The 17,518-nt window shown below is 58.5% G+C and carries 19 protein-coding genes; 9 read left to right on the top strand and 10 right to left on the bottom strand.

Going from position 1 to position 17,518, the window contains the following annotated elements; translation table 11 throughout:
- Positions 1 to 147: 147 nt before the first annotated feature.
- Positions 148 to 1,557, top strand: a complete 1,410-nt coding sequence (locus A6U86_RS05280; protein ID WP_068386854.1) for an L-serine ammonia-lyase — start codon at positions 148 to 150, stop codon at positions 1,555 to 1,557.
- 58 nt (positions 1,558 to 1,615) lie between these two features.
- Positions 1,616 to 2,050, top strand: coding sequence for a DUF1489 family protein (locus tag A6U86_RS05275; protein ID WP_068386852.1), 435 nt, complete (start codon positions 1,616 to 1,618; stop codon positions 2,048 to 2,050).
- 13 nt (positions 2,051 to 2,063) lie between these two features.
- On the opposite strand, the gene A6U86_RS05270 is transcribed toward A6U86_RS05275, so the two are convergent.
- From A6U86_RS05270 to A6U86_RS05240, 7 genes are all read right to left on the bottom strand, one after another.
- Positions 2,064 to 2,339 (bottom strand): hypothetical protein, encoded by a 276-nt coding sequence (locus A6U86_RS05270; RefSeq protein ID WP_068386849.1) that lies wholly within the window; start codon positions 2,337 to 2,339, stop codon positions 2,064 to 2,066.
- A gap of 127 nt (positions 2,340 to 2,466) precedes the next feature.
- Complete coding sequence (locus A6U86_RS05265; protein ID WP_083196721.1) at positions 2,467 to 3,972, bottom strand: D-alanyl-D-alanine carboxypeptidase; 1,506 nt, start codon at positions 3,970 to 3,972, stop codon at positions 2,467 to 2,469.
- A gap of 116 nt (positions 3,973 to 4,088) precedes the next feature.
- Complete coding sequence (locus A6U86_RS05260) at positions 4,089 to 4,859, bottom strand: hypothetical protein (protein ID WP_083196720.1); 771 nt, start codon at positions 4,857 to 4,859, stop codon at positions 4,089 to 4,091.
- 342 nt (positions 4,860 to 5,201) lie between these two features.
- Positions 5,202 to 5,807: a transglutaminase-like cysteine peptidase gene (locus A6U86_RS05255; protein ID WP_068386840.1), complete on the bottom strand. Its 606-nt coding sequence runs from the start codon at positions 5,805 to 5,807 to the stop codon at positions 5,202 to 5,204.
- Positions 5,808 to 6,197: 390 nt separating this feature from the next.
- The gene (gene pip / locus A6U86_RS05250) at positions 6,198 to 7,160 is read right to left on the bottom strand and encodes a prolyl aminopeptidase (RefSeq protein ID WP_083196741.1); all 963 of its coding nucleotides are present in this window, start codon (positions 7,158 to 7,160) and stop codon (positions 6,198 to 6,200) included.
- 73 nt (positions 7,161 to 7,233) lie between these two features.
- A complete protein-coding gene (locus tag A6U86_RS05245) occupies positions 7,234 to 7,764 on the bottom strand; it encodes a PilZ domain-containing protein (RefSeq protein ID WP_244509842.1) in 531 nt (176 codons plus the stop codon).
- A 183-nt stretch (positions 7,765 to 7,947) separates the two neighbouring features.
- Positions 7,948 to 8,610 (bottom strand): PAS domain-containing protein, encoded by a 663-nt coding sequence (locus tag A6U86_RS05240; RefSeq protein ID WP_068387935.1) that lies wholly within the window; start codon positions 8,608 to 8,610, stop codon positions 7,948 to 7,950.
- 317 nt (positions 8,611 to 8,927) lie between these two features.
- Here A6U86_RS05240 and A6U86_RS05235 point away from each other — a divergent pair, with 317 nt between their 5' ends.
- Together A6U86_RS05235 and A6U86_RS05230 are read left to right on the top strand one after the other, a co-directional pair.
- Positions 8,928 to 9,698, top strand: coding sequence for a rhomboid family intramembrane serine protease (locus A6U86_RS05235; RefSeq protein ID WP_068386831.1), 771 nt, complete (start codon positions 8,928 to 8,930; stop codon positions 9,696 to 9,698).
- A 168-nt stretch (positions 9,699 to 9,866) separates the two neighbouring features.
- Positions 9,867 to 10,301 (top strand): CBS domain-containing protein, encoded by a 435-nt coding sequence (locus tag A6U86_RS05230; protein ID WP_068386828.1) that lies wholly within the window; start codon positions 9,867 to 9,869, stop codon positions 10,299 to 10,301.
- 74 nt (positions 10,302 to 10,375) lie between these two features.
- On the opposite strand, the gene A6U86_RS05225 is transcribed toward A6U86_RS05230, so the two are convergent.
- The 3 genes from A6U86_RS05225 to folE all read right to left on the bottom strand — a co-directional run bounded on the left by A6U86_RS05225 (position 10,376) and on the right by folE (position 12,528).
- Positions 10,376 to 11,335 (bottom strand): patatin-like phospholipase family protein, encoded by a 960-nt coding sequence (locus A6U86_RS05225; protein ID WP_068386826.1) that lies wholly within the window; start codon positions 11,333 to 11,335, stop codon positions 10,376 to 10,378.
- Positions 11,336 to 11,441: 106 nt separating this feature from the next.
- Positions 11,442 to 11,891 (bottom strand): phosphoribosyl-AMP cyclohydrolase, encoded by a 450-nt coding sequence (gene hisI, locus A6U86_RS05220; RefSeq protein ID WP_068386823.1) that lies wholly within the window; start codon positions 11,889 to 11,891, stop codon positions 11,442 to 11,444.
- Positions 11,892 to 11,916: 25 nt separating this feature from the next.
- Positions 11,917 to 12,528 (bottom strand): GTP cyclohydrolase I FolE, encoded by a 612-nt coding sequence (gene folE, locus A6U86_RS05215; protein WP_068386820.1) that lies wholly within the window; start codon positions 12,526 to 12,528, stop codon positions 11,917 to 11,919.
- 402 nt (positions 12,529 to 12,930) lie between these two features.
- Here folE and A6U86_RS05210 point away from each other — a divergent pair, with 402 nt between their 5' ends.
- From A6U86_RS05210 to A6U86_RS05190, 5 genes are all read left to right on the top strand, one after another.
- Positions 12,931 to 13,392, top strand: coding sequence for an iron-sulfur cluster assembly scaffold protein (locus A6U86_RS05210; RefSeq protein WP_068386818.1), 462 nt, complete (start codon positions 12,931 to 12,933; stop codon positions 13,390 to 13,392).
- Positions 13,393 to 13,407: 15 nt separating this feature from the next.
- Positions 13,408 to 13,827: a membrane protein insertion efficiency factor YidD gene (gene yidD / locus A6U86_RS05205; protein ID WP_068386815.1), complete on the top strand. Its 420-nt coding sequence runs from the start codon at positions 13,408 to 13,410 to the stop codon at positions 13,825 to 13,827.
- 4 nt (positions 13,828 to 13,831) lie between these two features.
- Positions 13,832 to 14,359, top strand: coding sequence for a DUF1697 domain-containing protein (locus A6U86_RS05200; protein WP_068386812.1), 528 nt, complete (start codon positions 13,832 to 13,834; stop codon positions 14,357 to 14,359).
- A gap of 127 nt (positions 14,360 to 14,486) precedes the next feature.
- Positions 14,487 to 16,478: a threonine--tRNA ligase gene (gene thrS, locus A6U86_RS05195; RefSeq protein ID WP_068386810.1), complete on the top strand. Its 1,992-nt coding sequence runs from the start codon at positions 14,487 to 14,489 to the stop codon at positions 16,476 to 16,478.
- A 144-nt stretch (positions 16,479 to 16,622) separates the two neighbouring features.
- Positions 16,623 to 17,462 carry a lysophospholipid acyltransferase family protein gene (locus A6U86_RS05190; protein WP_068386807.1) on the top strand — a complete coding sequence of 280 codons (840 nt, stop codon included), beginning with the start codon at positions 16,623 to 16,625 and terminating at the stop codon, positions 17,460 to 17,462.
- Positions 17,463 to 17,518 lie beyond the last annotated feature (56 nt).

Raw genomic sequence — 17,518 nt, 5'->3', positions numbered from 1 at the left:
GCGTGCAATGGCCTTCTGTTTGCCTCGCCGAATGCCTATATGTTATGTCGCTGCCATGAAATCCGATGTCGGTTGATCGCCGTGCAAGGTTGCCCCGATAGCGTAGCCTTGCCAACAATCGATTTGCCGAGGAGGCACCAAAGGTCCATGTTTCTTTCTGTTTTCGATGTCTTCAAGATCGGTGTGGGACCGTCCAGCTCACACACGATGGGGCCAATGTCCGCCGCGAATCGTTTCCTCGATCTCGTGCTGTCGAACGAATGGCCGCGCCCATCCTCGAATGTGCATGTTGCCTCGATCAAGGTCAGCCTCCATGGCTCGCTTGCCCATACGGGTATCGGCCACGGCACCGGCAGGGCCGTCATTCTCGGCCTGATGGGAGAGCGGCCCGACAATGTCGATCCGGACCAGATGGACGCCACCATCGACGAGGTCGAGCGCAGCGGGCGCATCACGCCGCCAGGCCATCCCGCCTACCAGTTTCAGCCCAGGACCGACCTTATCTTCGACAAGAAGGTGCCGTTGCCGGGCCATGCCAACGGCATGAGTTTTTCCGCCTTCGACAAAGACGAGCGCCTGCTTGTCAAGCGCATCTACTACTCTGTGGGTGGCGGCTTCGTCGTCACCGATACCGAGCTGGAACAGCTGAAGGCGGACAAGAAGAAGCCGGCGGCTGCGGGCGACCGCGTTCCGTTCCCCTTCTCCAGTGCCAAGCAGATGCTCGAAATGGCGGAACGCTCCGGCCTGTCGATCGCGCAGATGAAGCGTGCCAACGAAGAAACGCGGATGAGCAGCGACGATCTGGATGCAGGCTTGGACCGCATCTGGGCCGCCATGAGCAGCTGCATTGACCGCGGCCTCAAGGTCGACGGCATCATGCCGGGCGGTCTGAAGGTGCGTCGCCGTGCCCGCGCCATTCACGACAAGCTGCAGGAGGAATGGCGCAGCAATCGTATCAATCCGCTGCTGGCCAACGATTGGCTGAGTGTCTACGCCATGGCGGTCAACGAGGAAAACGCGGCCGGCGGTCGCGTGGTGACCGCGCCGACCAACGGCGCTGCCGGCGTCATCCCGGCGACGGTCCGCTACTATCAGCATTTCCATGAGGATTGGGACCAGGACGGCATCCGCAACTATCTCCTGACGGCTGCCGCCGTTGGCGGCATCATCAAGCACAATGCTTCGATTTCCGGCGCCGAAGTCGGCTGTCAGGGCGAGGTGGGTTCGGCGGCTGCGATGGCGGCTGCGGGGCTTGCCGCCGTCATGGGTGCAACACCGGCGCAAATCGAGAATGCCGCGGAAATCGCCCTGGAGCATCATCTCGGCATGACCTGCGATCCGATCGCCGGCCTCGTCCAGGTGCCCTGCATCGAACGAAATGCCCTCGGCGCCGTCAAGGCTGTCACCGCCGCCTCGCTTGCCCTCAAGGGCGACGGCCAGCATTTCGTACCGCTCGATGCCTGCATCGAAACCATGCGCCAGACCGGCAATGACATGAGCGAGAAGTACAAGGAAACCTCACTGGGTGGCCTTGCGGTGAATGTGGTGGAATGCTGAGTGTGGATGCTTGATCTAGAGGCTTGACGCTGCCCGTCAAAAGGATTTCAACGGCGTTATGGCTTTGCATCTCATTAAATTATGCGTGGGTGCGGACTCGATCGATGATCTGCGCGAGTGGGTTTCCGAGCGGGCGATGAACGCCATCGCCGCCGGGCTCGAGCCGCATACCACCCACACTACGCGCATGGTGCCGAAGCGCGTCGACGATCTGCTGGATGGAGGCTCGCTCTACTGGGTGATCAAGGGGCAGGTGCAGGCGCGGCAGAAGCTGCTCGGCATCGAGACCTTCACCGATGCGGAAGGGATACACCGCTGCCGGCTGATACTGGACCCGAGCGTTGTTGAAACCACCGGCCAGCCGCGCCGACCGTTCCAGGGCTGGCGCTATCTGCCGCAGGAAGATGTGCCGCGCGATCTCGACAGTCTCGGCGCTGCCGCAGAAATGCCCGCCGACCTGCGGCGGGAACTTTCCGAACTCGGATTGCTGTAAGATAGGCGCCTGCTTAGCGCAGGCGCATCATGACCGGTGCTCGACCAGTCGGCGCGGTGATGTGCAGATGGATATGTGCGTCCGGCTGCGAATAGCGCCAGGCTCGTGCTCCATGGCAAAGCAGGATGCCGATCAGGTCTTTCGTCTTGCTGCGCGGTCGCGAACGGTTCAGACCCAGGTCTGCCAACCGCATCGCTGCCTCATGCAGCGGATGAAGAGCAAAGCTCTTCGGTTTCATCTTGCCCCCGCCATCGAGCGAGAAACCAGGAAAGTTCTCGTTCACTGCCATTTCAAATCCCCGTACACGTTACAAACTCAGGGCCGGCCCGATGACATTCGGAACCGGAGGGGTCAGGCATCCTCAATGGACACCGGACCAATTCTCAAACAATGCGGCACAAAACGCGGCCGCACCGTTATTCCGTACTTGCCCAGCACTTCACGCCGGCCCGCTTGAGAGCCTTGCAGGCGTTGATTGCCGCATTCTGATCTTCGAAGCCGCCGAAGCGGGCGCGATAGCCGCCATCGAAGGCGACGGTGTAAGGCTTGGCGGAACGCAATGCCTTGCCGCCCTTGTTCCTGGCTGCGTCGAGAAGATCGCTGGCGCCGTCCTTGCTGGAGGAAATGCCGATCTGCACGACCCAGCCGGTGGGTTCGCGTTCGGCCCTGCCTGCCTTTGCAACCTTCTCTGTCTTTTCCGCCTTCTCAGCCCGCTGCAGCTTCACGACCTTCGTATCGTCCTTGGATGTCGAAGCGGTCGTAACGGTATCGATCTCGTCCTCATCGGCACTGTCGGAAGCCGATATAGACGCAAGTTCGTCAGAGGCGGGGCTCTGGACAGGCTTGGTCGCAAGCAGCGGATTGGTGGATCTCGGCGCTACTGCGGCAAATGCCGCCGCGCTGGAAGGTTGTTGCGTCTCGACTGCTTCCGCGGTCTCGTCATTCCTGATCTTGCCGCGGGTCACGTCGCCAAAACGGGCGCTTGCGACCTGGACATTCGGTGACGTTGCCGATGCATGGGCAATGACATCGGAAGCGATATGTCGCGTCGAGGCTTCCGGCAGGTATTGAGCAATCAGCTTGCGCATCTGGTTGTCGCGAGCCGGCGTCGAAGCGCCGCCCAAGACGACGCCGACGATGGAGCGTCCATCAACCTTCACGGAGGTCGCAAGATTATATCCCGCGGCGCGCGTATAGCCCGTCTTGATGCCGTCGACACCGCGCACCGAACCGATCAGATGGTTATGCCCCGGGATAATGCGGTTGCCGAGGCGAAAGCTCGTCTCGGAAAAGAAGCCGTAATATTGCGGAAAATGTTCGCGCAGTGCGATGCCGAGGCGTGCCTGATCGCGCGCAGTCGTCATCTGCGCCGTATTCGGCAGGCCGTTCGGATTGCGATAGGTGGTGCGCGTCATGCCGAGCGCACGCGCCTTGTCATTCATCATGCGGGCAAAGCCCTCTTCGGAGCCGCCGAGCATTTCGCCAAGCCCCATCGCGGCATCGTTGGCGGACTTGGTGACGATGCCGAGGATCGCCTCGCGCACGGTCACGGAGCGACCGGCACCGATGCCAAGCTTTGTCGGCGCCTGGGCCGCGGCGTTTCTTGAGAAGACGACGGGTGTATCAAGAGTAATGCGGCCCGCTTCAAGCGCTTCGAAGGTCAGGTAGACCGTCATCATCTTGGTCAGCGAGGCAGGGTAGTGAAGTGTATCGGCGTTTTCGCTGTAGAGAACATTGCCCGTATTGGCGTCGATGACAATGCCGGCATATTTCGAGCCGCTGGCAGCATTCGCCTCAAAACTGACGGTAACGGTCGCTGTTGCAAGCGAGAAACCGAGAAGCATTTTCGCCAGAATCTTGCCGGATTGAGACGACGATACGGGAAGGATTGTTCTGGACACTAAATCACTCTCTGCTTGCATTTACATTCTCGATGATCCGGCCGCCGCCTCCAGAAACGCCCGTTGGGTGGAGACTAAGGGCTTAGCGTTACCAATCGGTTTATGATGAACTTTTGGTTTCAGGTTTTTGCGCCATTTTAGCGACCATCGACAGCCGGCGCCGCGAGGCTGGTGGTATTCGCCAGATGCGCCTTGATGAAGTCCTGCACGCTGGCATCCATGATCCGCCAGTCCCCAAGCTGGTTACTGGAGAAGCGATAGAGCACACTCAGATCCTTGCCGACCTTGACGTCTCTCTGACAATCGCCACTGGTCGCCTGGTCGGGCGAGGGAGGCAGAATGCAGCGCACCACGTAATCCGGCTGGTCAGGACGGGCAGCCGTCAGAAGTACCTCGTCATTGTAACCAGCATCGGCACGCAGGCGATGGGCAGTCAGTCCGTAGGGGCCGGCATAGGCGGCACCATCCATAATATGCGAATAGATCGGCTCGAGCCGGCCGGACATGTCGCGGGACATCGTGCTCTGGCTGAGCTGAAGGAAGATCAGGGAAGACGATTGGGAGATGTCGTCGAAGCGCAGGCGATCGGCCTCAGCATAGCCCTGCATTTGCGGCCAGGTGAGGTAAAGATCGACACGATCGGCTGCGCCATCGACCCGCTCGCTCGGGAAACGGATGGTGTTTGCCGTCAGGCGAAGCGTGTCCTCGCCGATCGTCACGGAAACGGGTCTCGTATCTGTCGTATGGCCGGCGAGCGAAATCTTTTCGCCAAGCCAATGACCACCAACGGTTATACCGACGGTGAGGGCGGCCAGGACGGCAATGCCAGCCGTGAGCCGATAGACGAAGCCGCTTGATATCAGCGGCCGCTCTTCGATCATTGTGGCGGATGACGGAGAAGAAACCATGCTCTTGCCTTCATTTCCTTCCGCCCTGGAAACGATCCCCAACTCGATGAAGGATAGATCCGCCGCGGCATCAGACTTTAGATGAGTCTTGTCGAGAAAATGATTGGCGCCTTGATGGTTAATGAAGCTTTAAAAGTATATCGGCAGGCATTCTATTTCGGATGCCTATCTGCACACCAATTGCCACTCGTCTTGAAATAGGCCGGCAGTAACGAAAAGAGCCGTTCCCGGGACAGTGGGAACGGCTCAGAGGCACCGGCCTGGACAGAAGTCGGGGACAAGACCGGGCCTCTGATGTTGGTCACCGGCGCTAGGCCGCCGATGACCCTGTATCCTGCGTCTTTACTTCAGGCTGCCGACTGCGACGGCGCGGCCGTCCTGAATCTTCACCCAGCGAGCCGGATCGTCAGCGGACTGGCGCTTGAGGAAGGTGTATTCCGTCTCCGACCAGAGCTTCACCTTGTTGCGCATGTTGTCGAGAACGAAGTCGCCGCGATCGGTGCGAACGGTCAGAACGGCATGGCCTTCGCCATTCGGCTGCAGCACGACGGTCATCAGGAGATCGGAAGGCGAGAAGCCCGCATCGATCAACTGCTTGCGCTTCAGCAGCGCGAAATCTTCACAGTCGCCGGCAGTGGTCGGGATCGCCCACTTTTCCTCGACGCCGTAGAGTTCCATGTCGGTCATCGGCTTGATCGTCGTGTTGACGGTGTAGTTGATCTTCAGGATCGTCTTCCAGTTATCCTGGTTGAGGATGATCGCCCCGGCATCGCCGCCGGCATAGGCGCATTCACTGGGGTTCTGCTTGCAGAATTCGTAGTGACCGATCGGGGGAGCTGCGTCACCGGTAATCGTCATGTTGGCAGGAGCAGCCTGAGCCAGGCCAAAGAAGCCGAGCGTGGCGAGTGCCAATGCGGCGCAGCCGCTGAGTACGAATTGAAAGTTCATGTCCCTGTCCCTTTTTTGTTGGGCTCAGAATGACACTCATCATTTTATCTGACGCAAAATTACGTAGTCAAATTAAGGGCTTAATTGATTCAAATCCGGATCGAATTTTCATAAAACACGCAGAAAACTTGAAGCAAATTTTCGGCAAATTCGATTAAAATTTGAATGTTTCCGGTATCGGATCTTGGCCGTCGAAATGAAGTACCGCACTGTTTTGAAATGGTTTCCCGCCGATCGGGTTCTTAACGGCGAGAGCGCATTTAGGCTGGAATTCGTCCCAAAATGAAACATCGAATCCGCATTGCGGCTTCAATGCGATGCCCAAAGGGGCTGAACAGACACGAAGCTGTGCCATTCCGGGAAAACGCGCTCAAAATTTTTTTTAATATTTTATCGCTGGTTGAGCGTGCGAAGCGCATCGGTCACGCCGACGATGGCAATGGCCATATCCGAGGTCGCAAGCGAATGAGCACCGCTGGGAACGATCACCAGCTTGGCTTCAGGCCATGCCTGCGACAATTCCCAGGCCGTAATGACGGGTGCCTCCAAATCGAGACGCCCCTGGATCATCGTGCATGGAATGCCGGCGAGCCGCTTGATGTCCCGCAGGATCTGTTGCTCCTCCAGCCAGGCCAGATGGTGAAAGTAATGCGTGATGATGCGTGCCCGCGCTGTCACATAACGTGGATCGGACCAGCGCATCGGCATGGTGGATCGAGGATCGACGACGATCGAGGCGGCCTCCCACTCATGCCAATCCTTTGCAGCCTTGATATAGACTGCCGAATCCGGATTGCGCAAAAGGCGATAATAGGCCTCCACGAGATCGCCGTCGCGATCCTGCACCGGCACCGCCGCGCGAAAGCGAGCCCATTCCTCGGGAAAAAACCGGCCGAGCCCACGATAAAGCCAGTCTATTTCCGATTGTCTCGTCATGGTGACACCGACAACGAGCAGAGATGAAACGCGATCCGGGTGGGTTTCCGCATAGAGGAGGGCAAGCGTGCAGCCCCATGAATTGCCGAATACGTGCCAGCGCTCGACACCGAGAAAGAGCCTTAGCTGCTCGATATCGGCGACCGTATGCCATGTCGTATTGGCTGACATGTCGATTTCGGGTTCGGATGCATGCGGCAGACTGTTGCCGCAGCCGCGCTGATCGAACTGGATGATCCTGTAATGCTGCGGATCGAAATAGCGCCGCGCGCTGGAGGAACTGCCGGAGCCTGGGCCGCCATGCAGGATGAGAACGGGCACGCCGTCCGGATTTCCGGATTGCGTCCAGAAAATCCGCTGGCCGTCGCCGACATCCAGCAGGCCTTCATCATAGGAAACCAGGTCTGGATAGAGCATCTCGTCGTCACGCATCTAATGGAAAGACAAGCGTCGCTATTTCGAGACGCTGCGTAACAAGAGGATGACAGTATCAGAGAAATTCGCGCAAGGTCTCGCGCGATTGCAGGGAGAGAAACTCGATCGCAACGCCTTCCATGAAGTGGCGGACGATGCGGCCACGCATATTGCCGAGGCGGACCGCGGTGCCGATAGGCGGGCGCACTTCAAGGTCGACCGCAGCGCCCGAAAGCGAAAGGTCCATGATGCGGCATACATACATAGTGCCGTCTTCAAGGGTGAGTTCGCTGCTGGTGCTGCGCGGCGTCAGGCGATCGTGACGGCGATCTTCCGGCAGGCCGAGTTCATGCTTGTTGGCAAGCCATGTCAGCTGAGCTGCGAGTTTTTCGCGCTTCCGCTCGGTGGCGTTGATCGACATGCTGAAACCGCGTCCATCGACGGCAACCACATTGCCCTCAACACGGCCAAGATGATCGACATAGGCGATGACGCGTTCACCCGCACGCGGGCGTCCCAAGCAGGTGACATACATGTCTCCGGGCGACATTTCCGTGACCAGGCATTCGTATTCCTCATAATTTGCCAGCATCAGGCGGCCCTGCATATTGATCGGGACCCGCTGAAAGGTCCGCTGATCGCTGCGAGCGCCATTGCCTGCAAATTGACTTGACCGAGTCGCATGGGCCGGCTGGAACAAATGCATGGAGAAGCTTCTTTAACCGATTGCGTCGACTGCAATATTTAGCCGAAACTTCTTAAGGTATGGTTGTCTTTCCTAAGGCATGACTTAGAGACGACGCCGGACTTTGTCTCGTGATGGTTCAATCTCGCCAGCATTTCGCGCGGAGATAGCGCGATTTAACCTTTTTCGCATCCACTCACCTAGGCCGATACTTTCCTGGCTTGGCAGCAGATCACTTGGATCCGGATGGGGAGGCAAGTCCACGAGGCGGGCAGGGCGGTCGTGAAGCAGGCGACTGCGATCGAGCGCCAGGAACTCAAGACGCTCGTTGCCGAGCCATGCCGAACGAGCCGTCGGCGTCAGACATCCCAACAGCCTGTCGCATGTGTTGCCAGAAGTCCGTAATGGCATCAGCACCAGCTCGAAGGTCATGCTACGGCCGCTGATGCAATAGCCTGTCGCGTTGATCAAGGCGGGCACGACATGCGTCATCACGCCAGCGGCGATGCGAACCGGATCTTCCTGCTGGCTTCCGGCCCACAATGCTGCAAAATTCTCTCCGCGAATTTCACGGCCCATGAGATTGCAGATTGCCGTGCCGGCAAGGCGGAAGCGCGGATTGTCGTCGGCAGTGTTCTCCAGGATAAACAGCTCGGGGAGAATATGGCTGACCGCTGATGGCTGTATCAGATTACGCATGGGGGCATCCGCATCGCCACGGATCCGCTCCCAATAGGTAAATATTTCGATGCTTGTAGCCTGGCGCATGATGCGTCCGTGTCCCATTTCAGTTCAAATACAAAGGCGTTCATCGCCCTCACATCAAGCCCTGCCAGTTTCATGCCAAAGCCGGGCCGTTAGGGTTAATGAATGGTTTCGATTGCCTTGTGTGACACCAAATGAGAGAAGTTTTTCATCACTTCGCCAAGTGACCTTCAGCACGAACTTCCGGGCGCGGCTCGGCTTTTCCAAGCCTATTCTGCACAGAAACGCCCGATGCGCCGCCCGGCATGACTGGGCGGCTTTTTTTTTGAGTTTTGCTGGGCTATGTGTCGGTCACATCTACAGAAAAGCAGAGCCAAGACATGGATGATGAACAGCTGCCGCGCCCAGAGCCGGAATATCCGCGGCCGCAGCAGCGTGTTCCGGCGTTCAACCTGCCGCCGGTCATCCTCGTCAGCCTTGCCCTGCTGGTGATCGTCTTTGCGGTCATGAACGTGCCGTCATGGTCGGACGACACCTTGAACTGGATCTATTTCACCTTCAGCTTCATTCCCGCACGTTACGCATTTTCGCTGTCGCAGCAGGGTCTCGAATGGCTTTGGACGCCGGTGACCTATTCGCTCTTGCATGGTGGCATCGAGCACATTGTTTTCAACAGCCTTTGGCTTATGGTCTTTGCCGCGCCGGTGGCTCGGCGCATCGGCACGTTGCGCTACGTGATTTTCTGGATTCTCTCGTCTGCCGCCTCCGCCTTCATGCATGCTGCCCTATATTGGGGCGATCAGACATTGCTGATCGGCGCATCCGGTGTCGTCTCGGCGCTCATGGGCGCTGCCTGCCGTTTCGCCTTTCCGGCCATGGATGGCCGCCGGCGCTCCATGGGGCAGGCGCATCTGAACCCGCGCCTCACCATTCTTGCATCGTTGCGCAGCCGCACTGTCGTTGCCTATATCGTCATGTGGATTGCCGGTAACGCCCTCGTGGCCTTCGGCATCACCCTTGCCGGCGACAGCTCCCAGCCGGTGGCCTGGGATGCCCATATCGGCGGCTTTCTCTTCGGATTTCTGCTGTTCGCGCTGTTTGATCGGCGGCCAGTCACAGAAGAGCAGGCAGGCCCGCCGCTCGACGAATGAAGCTGTTGCTTTATTGACGCCGCGGGCGCACCATTATCATCCGTCGGTCTTGGGATAGAGGAGATCGACTCGACCGACGGGCCGTGCGCCGGTTTGAGCTCCGGGGGTAGTTTCGGAACATATCGGACGCTTGAAGTGTTCACCATGCTTTCGAGATGGGAGGATCGAATGTCAGTTTCCGTAAAAGCCATACTTGATGCCAAAGGCCGCGACGTTGTTACCACCGGGGGTAACACCACGGTTGGCGAGGCCGCCAGGATACTCAACGAAAAGCGCATCGGCGCAATCGTCGTCGTTGGAGCAGGCGGCAAGATCTCGGGTATCTTTACCGAGCGAGATGTCGTCAATGCCGTTGCCAAGGATGGCGCGGAGTGCCTCGATAAGCCGATTGCATCGATGATGACGGCGAAGGTGCATCGCTGCAAGGAAGACACCACCACCGACGAGTTGATGGAACTGATGACGTTGCGTCGCTTCCGCCACGTCCCTGTCGAGGAAAAGGGTAAGCTCAGCGGCATCATCTCGATCGGTGACGTCGTCAAATGGCGTATCCGCGAGATCGAACTCGAGGCCGAACAGATCAAGGCCTACATTGCCGGGTGAGGAGCGGTTCGGCTCAGTCGATGCAGTCGACCCGGCGGGGTCGATTGCGGCGACGAATGGCCTGATCCCAAATATTAGCGCGCATAGGCTTCCTGCATCCGGCGGATTTCAGTCAGTCTCGCCAGCGTTTCCTCGTAGCCGCGCTCGATTGCTTCGCCGGCGCGATGAAATTCCGAAAGGCCGATGTCGCTCAGGCGCGGATGCAGCGCCAGGTCCGGCGGGTCTCCGGCCAGGCGTGCGCGCGCAATCCTGTCCTGAATGATGTTGAAGGCCTGCACCATGACGCCGGTCATGCCGAGTTTCGTGGCAGGCGCGTCTTCGCGGCGCAACAGGTCGCCATTTGGCGGGCCGACATTGTGTTTGATCACGGCGGATCGGCCATAGAGATCGTAGTGCAGGTTCACCCCGACGACGAGCGGCTGTTCATAGGTCCGGCACACAGAAACCGGTACGGGATTGACCAGCGCGCCATCGACCAGGGTTCGGCCGTTGGAGCGCACCGGCTCGAAAATGCCGGGCAGGGCGTATGACGCTCGCAGGGCCGTGATCAGGGAGCCATTGGCAATCCACACTTCATGGCCGGTGTTCAGCTCCGCGGCGACGGCGACGAAAGGATGCTCGAGATCTTCGATCGAAAGCCCTTCGAGATGTTCCTGCATGCGCTTGGTCAGCCGCATCCCGCCGAACAGACCACTGCCGCCGATCGTGAGATCAAGAAGGCTTGCGATGCGGCGCATGGTCAGTGAACGAGCGAAAGCCTCCAGTTCGTCGAGCTTGCCGGCGAGATAGCAGCCGCCAACGAGGGCTCCGATCGATGTGCCGGCAATCATGCCGACAGCTATCCCGGCCTCATCCAGGGCGCGCAACACGCCGATATGCGCCCAGCCTCGCGCCGCACCGCCGCCGAGTGCCAGCGCGATCTTGACCTTCTTTGGGGGAGCGGCGACTGGAGGCGAATTGGATGTATCTTGCGAGGTGCTCAAACCGGTCGAGTTCTGTCCGCCGTTATGACGATTCAAACCCCAATTCAGCATTTGAACTCTCCTCCGGAGCCTAATGTGCCCCCAGCAAAATACTGTCCCTTTTTCGTTTCCAAATCGTATATCGGTTGTAACTAATTAGCGCACTTCGCCAATAGGTCTAATGCTTGTAGACTTCGTCCGGATCGAAATGCAGGTGATCATCGACCACGCTCAGCATCGGCTTTCCGTCTTCCAGCTCGACAGTACGATAGAAACAGGACCGGCGTCCGGTGTGACAGGTGGCGTCATGCCCGGCGACTTCGACCTTCAGCCAGATGGCGTCCTGATCGCAATCAGTACGGATTTCCTTCACCGTCTGCAGGTTTCCGGATGTCTCGCCCTTCTTCCAGATTTTTCCGCGAGAACGGCTGAAATAGTGCGCCGTGCCGGTCTTGATCGTCAAGGCAAGTGCCTCGGCATTCATATGAGCGACCATCAGCAGTTCGCCGTCATGCGCATCGGTCACGATCGCGGTGATCAGACCGCGATCGTCGAAACGGGGCGTGAAATCGCCGGCGTCTTCGAGCTCGGACTTGTCTTCGGAAGGCGCATTGAAAATCATATTCATTTCCGGCTCTTTCCTTGGAGCCCGGTTAGCGGCCCCGGACCATCGACATGAAACGTACTTGTTCAGCAGGATCTGCCTTGAAAGCGCCGGTAAAGGTCGTGGTCAAAGTCGTCGCCCCCTGCTTCTGCACACCGCGCATGGCCATGCACATATGCTCGGCATCGATCATGACGGCAACGCCGCGCGGGCGGAGCGTATCGTCGATCGCATTGGCAATCTGCGCAGTCATGGCTTCCTGGGTCTGCAGCCTGCGGCCGAAGATTTCAATGACGCGCGCGATCTTCGACAGACCGAGCACGCGACCGTTCGGCAGATAAGCGACATGCGCCTTGCCGATGATCGGCACCATGTGGTGTTCGCAATGCGAGAAGAACGGAATGTCGCGCACGAGGACGATGTCGTCATAGCCGGCAACCTCTTCAAAGGTGCGGCCTAGTACATCCTCGGGATTCTGGTCATAGCCGGCGAAAAGCTCGCGATAGGCCTTGGCGACACGAGCCGGCGTATCGAGCAGGCCTTCGCGCTGCGGATCGTCACCAGCCCAGCGAAGCAGAACGCGGACTGCGTCTTCGGCTTCCTTCTGCGACGGACGTTCGGATTCAACGACTTGCGGAAAATTCTTTACAATGGCGTCCATTACCTGTGGTTCTCCTACCCGCTTAGCGGATATCATCTATCGGACTCGCCACTGGCATCTCCGAGGCACGGAGATTGTGTACCTTTGGCGGGCTCCGGGGCGTTCTGGCTGGCGGACAAGCCTGCCGTCCTGCACGGTTTCCCATCAAACTTACAGAAGACCATTGCATTTCTATGGTCTTCGAACGACATACATATAGTATGGCATCGTTCCTGTGAAAGTGTCCTAAACGGACACGCTGTGTTTTTTATTACGCAACACTAGAGCCGAATTATTTTAGGTCTGCTCGACCTAAAATCTGAATTGGCTCTAGAATCAAATAAATAGAGCATGATGTCATCCGAAAACCGCTTACACTTTTCGGCATCATGCTCTAACGGGTGCATCGGAGCAGAATCTGTGATGGACGAAATCTACAACAGCAAAATCCTGGAATTTGCCGGTAATATCGGCCTTATCGGCAGTCTTCCTGACGCCGATGCCAGTGCCCAGGCCCATTCCAGACTGTGCGGTTCTCGCGTAAAAATCTGGCTGAAAATGGACGGCGATGTGGTGACCGATTTTGCCCATGACGTCAAGGCCTGCGCGCTCGGCCAGGCGTCGTCTTCGATCATGGCCCGCCATGTCGTTGGAGCATCGGCGGAAGAATTGCGCCAGGCGCGCGAGGATATGCTCGCGATGCTCAAGGCTGATGGTGAGGGACCAAGCGGTCGCTTCGAGGACATGCGCTACCTGAAACCCGTCCGGGATTACAAGGCGCGTCACGCGTCGACGATGCTGACATTCGATGCCGTTGTCGATGCGATCGGCCAGATCGAGGCGGAACGCCAGGGCGGAAACGCTAAAACGGCCGCAGCCGTCTGATCGAGGCTCCGTGCGATGTGTCAATTCTGTCTCATGCAGGACGACGATGAAGACGAGGGCGGCGCCGAGGCTCCGAAGAGCGCGAGACGCAATGCGGAGCCACCCAACCGGATAAATCAATCACGTAACTATTCCGGTCCTTTCCGCAAGACGCCAGACCGCCTCTTCGGCATGGGCTTCATTCGCCTCTACCAGCTCACCCTGTCCGGCTTCATCGGTAATTCCTGCCGCCATATCCCGACCTGCTCGGAATATGGCTATGAGGCGATTGCCCGGCATGGTCTATGGGCCGGCGGTTGGATGACGCTGTTTCGTGTGGGGCGCTGTGGTCCCGGGGGCACCAACGGTCTCGATCCGGTGCCCGATACATTGGAGAATCGCTATCATTGGTGGGCACCCTGGCGCTATTTCCGGCTCGGGCAAAAGGCCGCCTGACCAGATGGCGATCTATGTCGCACTGCTCTACAGCATCGTTATTGGCCCGGGCCGCAGGGTCGTGATGGCGGATCTGAAGGCGATGGCGGAGGGGCTGGGCTTTCACAACACCAGAACGCTTGTCGCAACCGGCAATCTGATTTTCGAAGGCGCGAAACAGCCCATTGCCTCGATCGAGGCGAAGCTCGAAGCCGGCTTTGCAGCAGCCTTCGGAAAACATGTCGATATCATCGTGCGCGACGCCGATACATGGCTGAAGCTCGCAGAAGGCAATCCTTTCCTTGATGGCATCGGTAGCGAGGTCATCATTCGCGTCATGCGCCAGCCGCTTGAGCCTCAAACCCTCGATATATTTGCCAGATATCGGCAGGACGAGCGCATGGCAATTATCGATGGCGATCTCTGGATCGATTTCGGCCTCAAAGCCAGCGAGACGAAGCTATTGCCGGCTCTGACCACCAAGCGGCTTGGCATCGGAACGATGCGAAACTGGAACACCGTGCGCGGTTTGGCCGAGATGATCGGCCGCTAGCGCCGCTTTTCCTTTACTAGACGGCTAAATACAGCTATCAGGCGCGCGGATCCAAGCTGCATCTGCCTGGGTCTTCATCTTTAAAACCACCCGCATTCGTTGGCGGGACTGGACAAGGAGAATATCGATGTCCCAATCTGTTTCCCTGACATTTCCCGATGGTTCCGTGCGCAGCTTCGCTGCCGGCACGACCGGTCGCGATGTCGCCGAATCCATTTCAAAGTCGCTGGCCAAGAAGTCGGTCGCCATTGCCATTGACGGCACCGTGCGTGACCTCTCGGATCCGGTAACTGACGGCAAGATCGAAATCATCACCCGCACGGACGATCGCGCGCTGGAGCTCATCCGGCATGACGCGGCACACGTTATGGCCGAAGCGGTTCAGGAACTGTGGCCCGGCACGCAGGTGACGATCGGTCCGGTCATCGAGAACGGTTTCTACTACGATTTTGCCAAGAACGAGCCTTTCACACCCGATGATCTTCCGGTCATCGAGAAGAAGATGCGCGAGATCATCCAGCGCAATGCCCCCTTCACCAAGCAGATCTGGTCGCGCGAGAAGGCAAAGGAAGTCTTTGCCGCCAAGGGCGAGCGCTACAAGGTGGAACTGGTCGATGCGATCCCTGAAGGTCAGGATCTGAAGATCTACTATCAGGGCGATTGGTTCGACCTCTGCCGTGGTCCGCATATGGCGTCCACTGGCCAGATCGGCACGGCGTTCAAGCTGATGAAGGTGGCCGGCGCCTATTGGCGCGGCGACAGCAATAACCCGATGCTGACCCGCATCTACGGCACGGCATTCGCCGAACAGGCCGATCTCGACAACTATCTGCATATTCTTGCCGAGGCCGAGAAGCGCGACCATCGTCGCCTCGGCCGCGAAATGGACCTGTTCCATTTCCAGGAAGAAGGCCCAGGCGTCGTCTTCTGGCACGGCAAGGGCTGGCGCATGTTCCAGACGCTGGTGTCCTATATGCGCCGGCGGCTGCAAGGCGACTATCAGGAAGTCAACGCACCGCAGGTGCTCGACAAGTCGCTCTGGGAAACCTCCGGTCACTGGGGCTGGTATCGCGACAACATGTTCAAGGTCACCGTCGCCGGCGACGATACGGATGATGATCGCGTCTTCGCGCTGAAGCCGATGAACTGCCCCGGTCATATCCAGATCTTCAAGCATGGCTTGAAGTCTTACCGCGAACTGCCGATCCGCCTTGCGGAATTCGGCGCAGTCCATCGCTATGAGCCTTCAGGCGCATTGCATGGCCTGATGCGCGTGCGCGGCTTCACGCAGGACGACGCCCACATCTTCTGCACCGACGAGCAGATGGCCGCCGAGTGCCTGAAGATCAATGACCTTATCCTGTCGGTCTACGAAGACTTCGGCTTCAAGGAAATCGTCGTCAAGCTGTCGACCCGTCCGGAAAAGCGCGTCGGCTCCGACGCGCTCTGGGACCGCGCCGAAAGCGTGATGATGGATGTGCTGAAGACCATCGAGGCGCAGTCCGAGGGTCGCATCAAGACCGGCATTCTGCCGGGCGAGGGTGCGTTCTACGGTCCGAAATTCGAATATACGCTGAAGGACGCCATCGGCCGCGAATGGCAGTGCGGCACCACGCAGGTCGACTTCAACCTGCCGGAACGCTTCGGTGCCTTCTACATCGATCAGCATTCGGAAAAGACCCAGCCCGTCATGATCCACCGCGCCATTTGCGGCTCGATGGAGCGTTTCCTCGGTATCCTGATCGAGAACTTCGCCGGTCACATGCCGCTTTGGGTTTCGCCGCTGCAGGTCGTCGTGGCGACGATCACGTCTGAAGCCGATTCCTATGGCGAAGAAGTTGCCGAAGCGCTGCGCGATGCCGGCCTCGATGTCGAGACCGACTTCCGCAACGAGAAGATCAACTACAAGATCCGCGAACATTCGGTGACGAAGGTTCCGGTGATCATCGTCTGCGGCAAGAAGGAAGCCGAAGAGCGTTCGGTCAACATCCGCCGTCTCGGCAGCCAGGTTCAGACGGCTATGTCACTTGATGAAGCCATCGCATCGCTTACTCTCGAGGCCACGGCGCCGGATATTCTGCGCAAGCGGGAAGCACGGCGCGCCAAGGCCGCTGCTTAACGGCAAAATGATACCTGACGGCACTTTAAGGGTGCCGTCAGACAACTGACATAAATCTTTCATATAGTTTATAAATCAAAGCGTTGCTGCGGCCGCTGTACATCGCGCAGCTGAACGATAGGAGCGGGGCAGCCCGTCGCGCATTTGGATTTCAAAGAATTATCCTACGCCAATGAACGGGACCCGCGCATCAAGCGCTGGTTCATCCGCTCCATCGAAGGCCTGTCCGGCCGCGATCGTTATGCCCGACTTTATGATATCTGGCGTAGCGATATCGTCGGCAAGAGCGAGCGCGTCTTCGGTAAGATGCTCGATCTCATCGACGTGCGCCTGCTTGCCAAGGGCGAATGGCCTCCGGTCCAAATTCCCGACGCGCCGATCGTCATCGTCGCCAATCATCCCTTTGGCATTGGCGACGGGATCGCCGTCCTGGCGCTTGCCGAGCAGCTCGGCCGTCCGTTCAAGGTCCTGATCAACAACGAGTTGTTGAAGGTGCCGGAGATGCATGATTATTCGCTGCCCGTTTCCTTCGAGGAAACCAAGGAAGCGATGGCGATCAACATGAAGACGCGTCATGAAGCCGTTCGTCTGCTCAAGGAAGGCACGACGATCATCATCTTTCCCGCCGGCGGCGTCGCCACTGCGAAGAAGGGTTTTGGCCGCGCCGAAGACCTGCCGTGGAAGATATTTCCGGCTAAGCTGATCCAGGCGGCGCGCGCTAGCGTCATACCGGTCTATTTCGAGGGGCAAAACGGCCGGCTGTTTCATCTGGCGAGCCGCCTTTCGATGACGCTGCGCCTCTCATTGTTGATCCGCGAATTCCGGCGTCTGTCAGGAAGCACGATCACAGCGCATGTCGGTGCCCTGATGAGCTGGGAAGCGCTGAGCGAAGGAAGCGACCGCAAGGATATGCTCTCGAAGCTATACGGTGCCGTATTTTCGATGGCGCCACCGAGAAGGATGCTGCGGCGAAAGGCTGTCTGAGGGGCGAGATACTTCTGCCTGCTTTCGCGCTTCGATGGCGGAGAAGCAGCCCTCAA

The organism is Rhizobium sp. AC27/96 (genome assembly GCF_001692325.1).
GTDB lineage: Bacteria > Pseudomonadota > Alphaproteobacteria > Rhizobiales > Rhizobiaceae > Rhizobium.
Note: the sequence above shows the minus strand (reverse complement) of the source record. Positions and strands in the feature narration are given on the sequence as shown.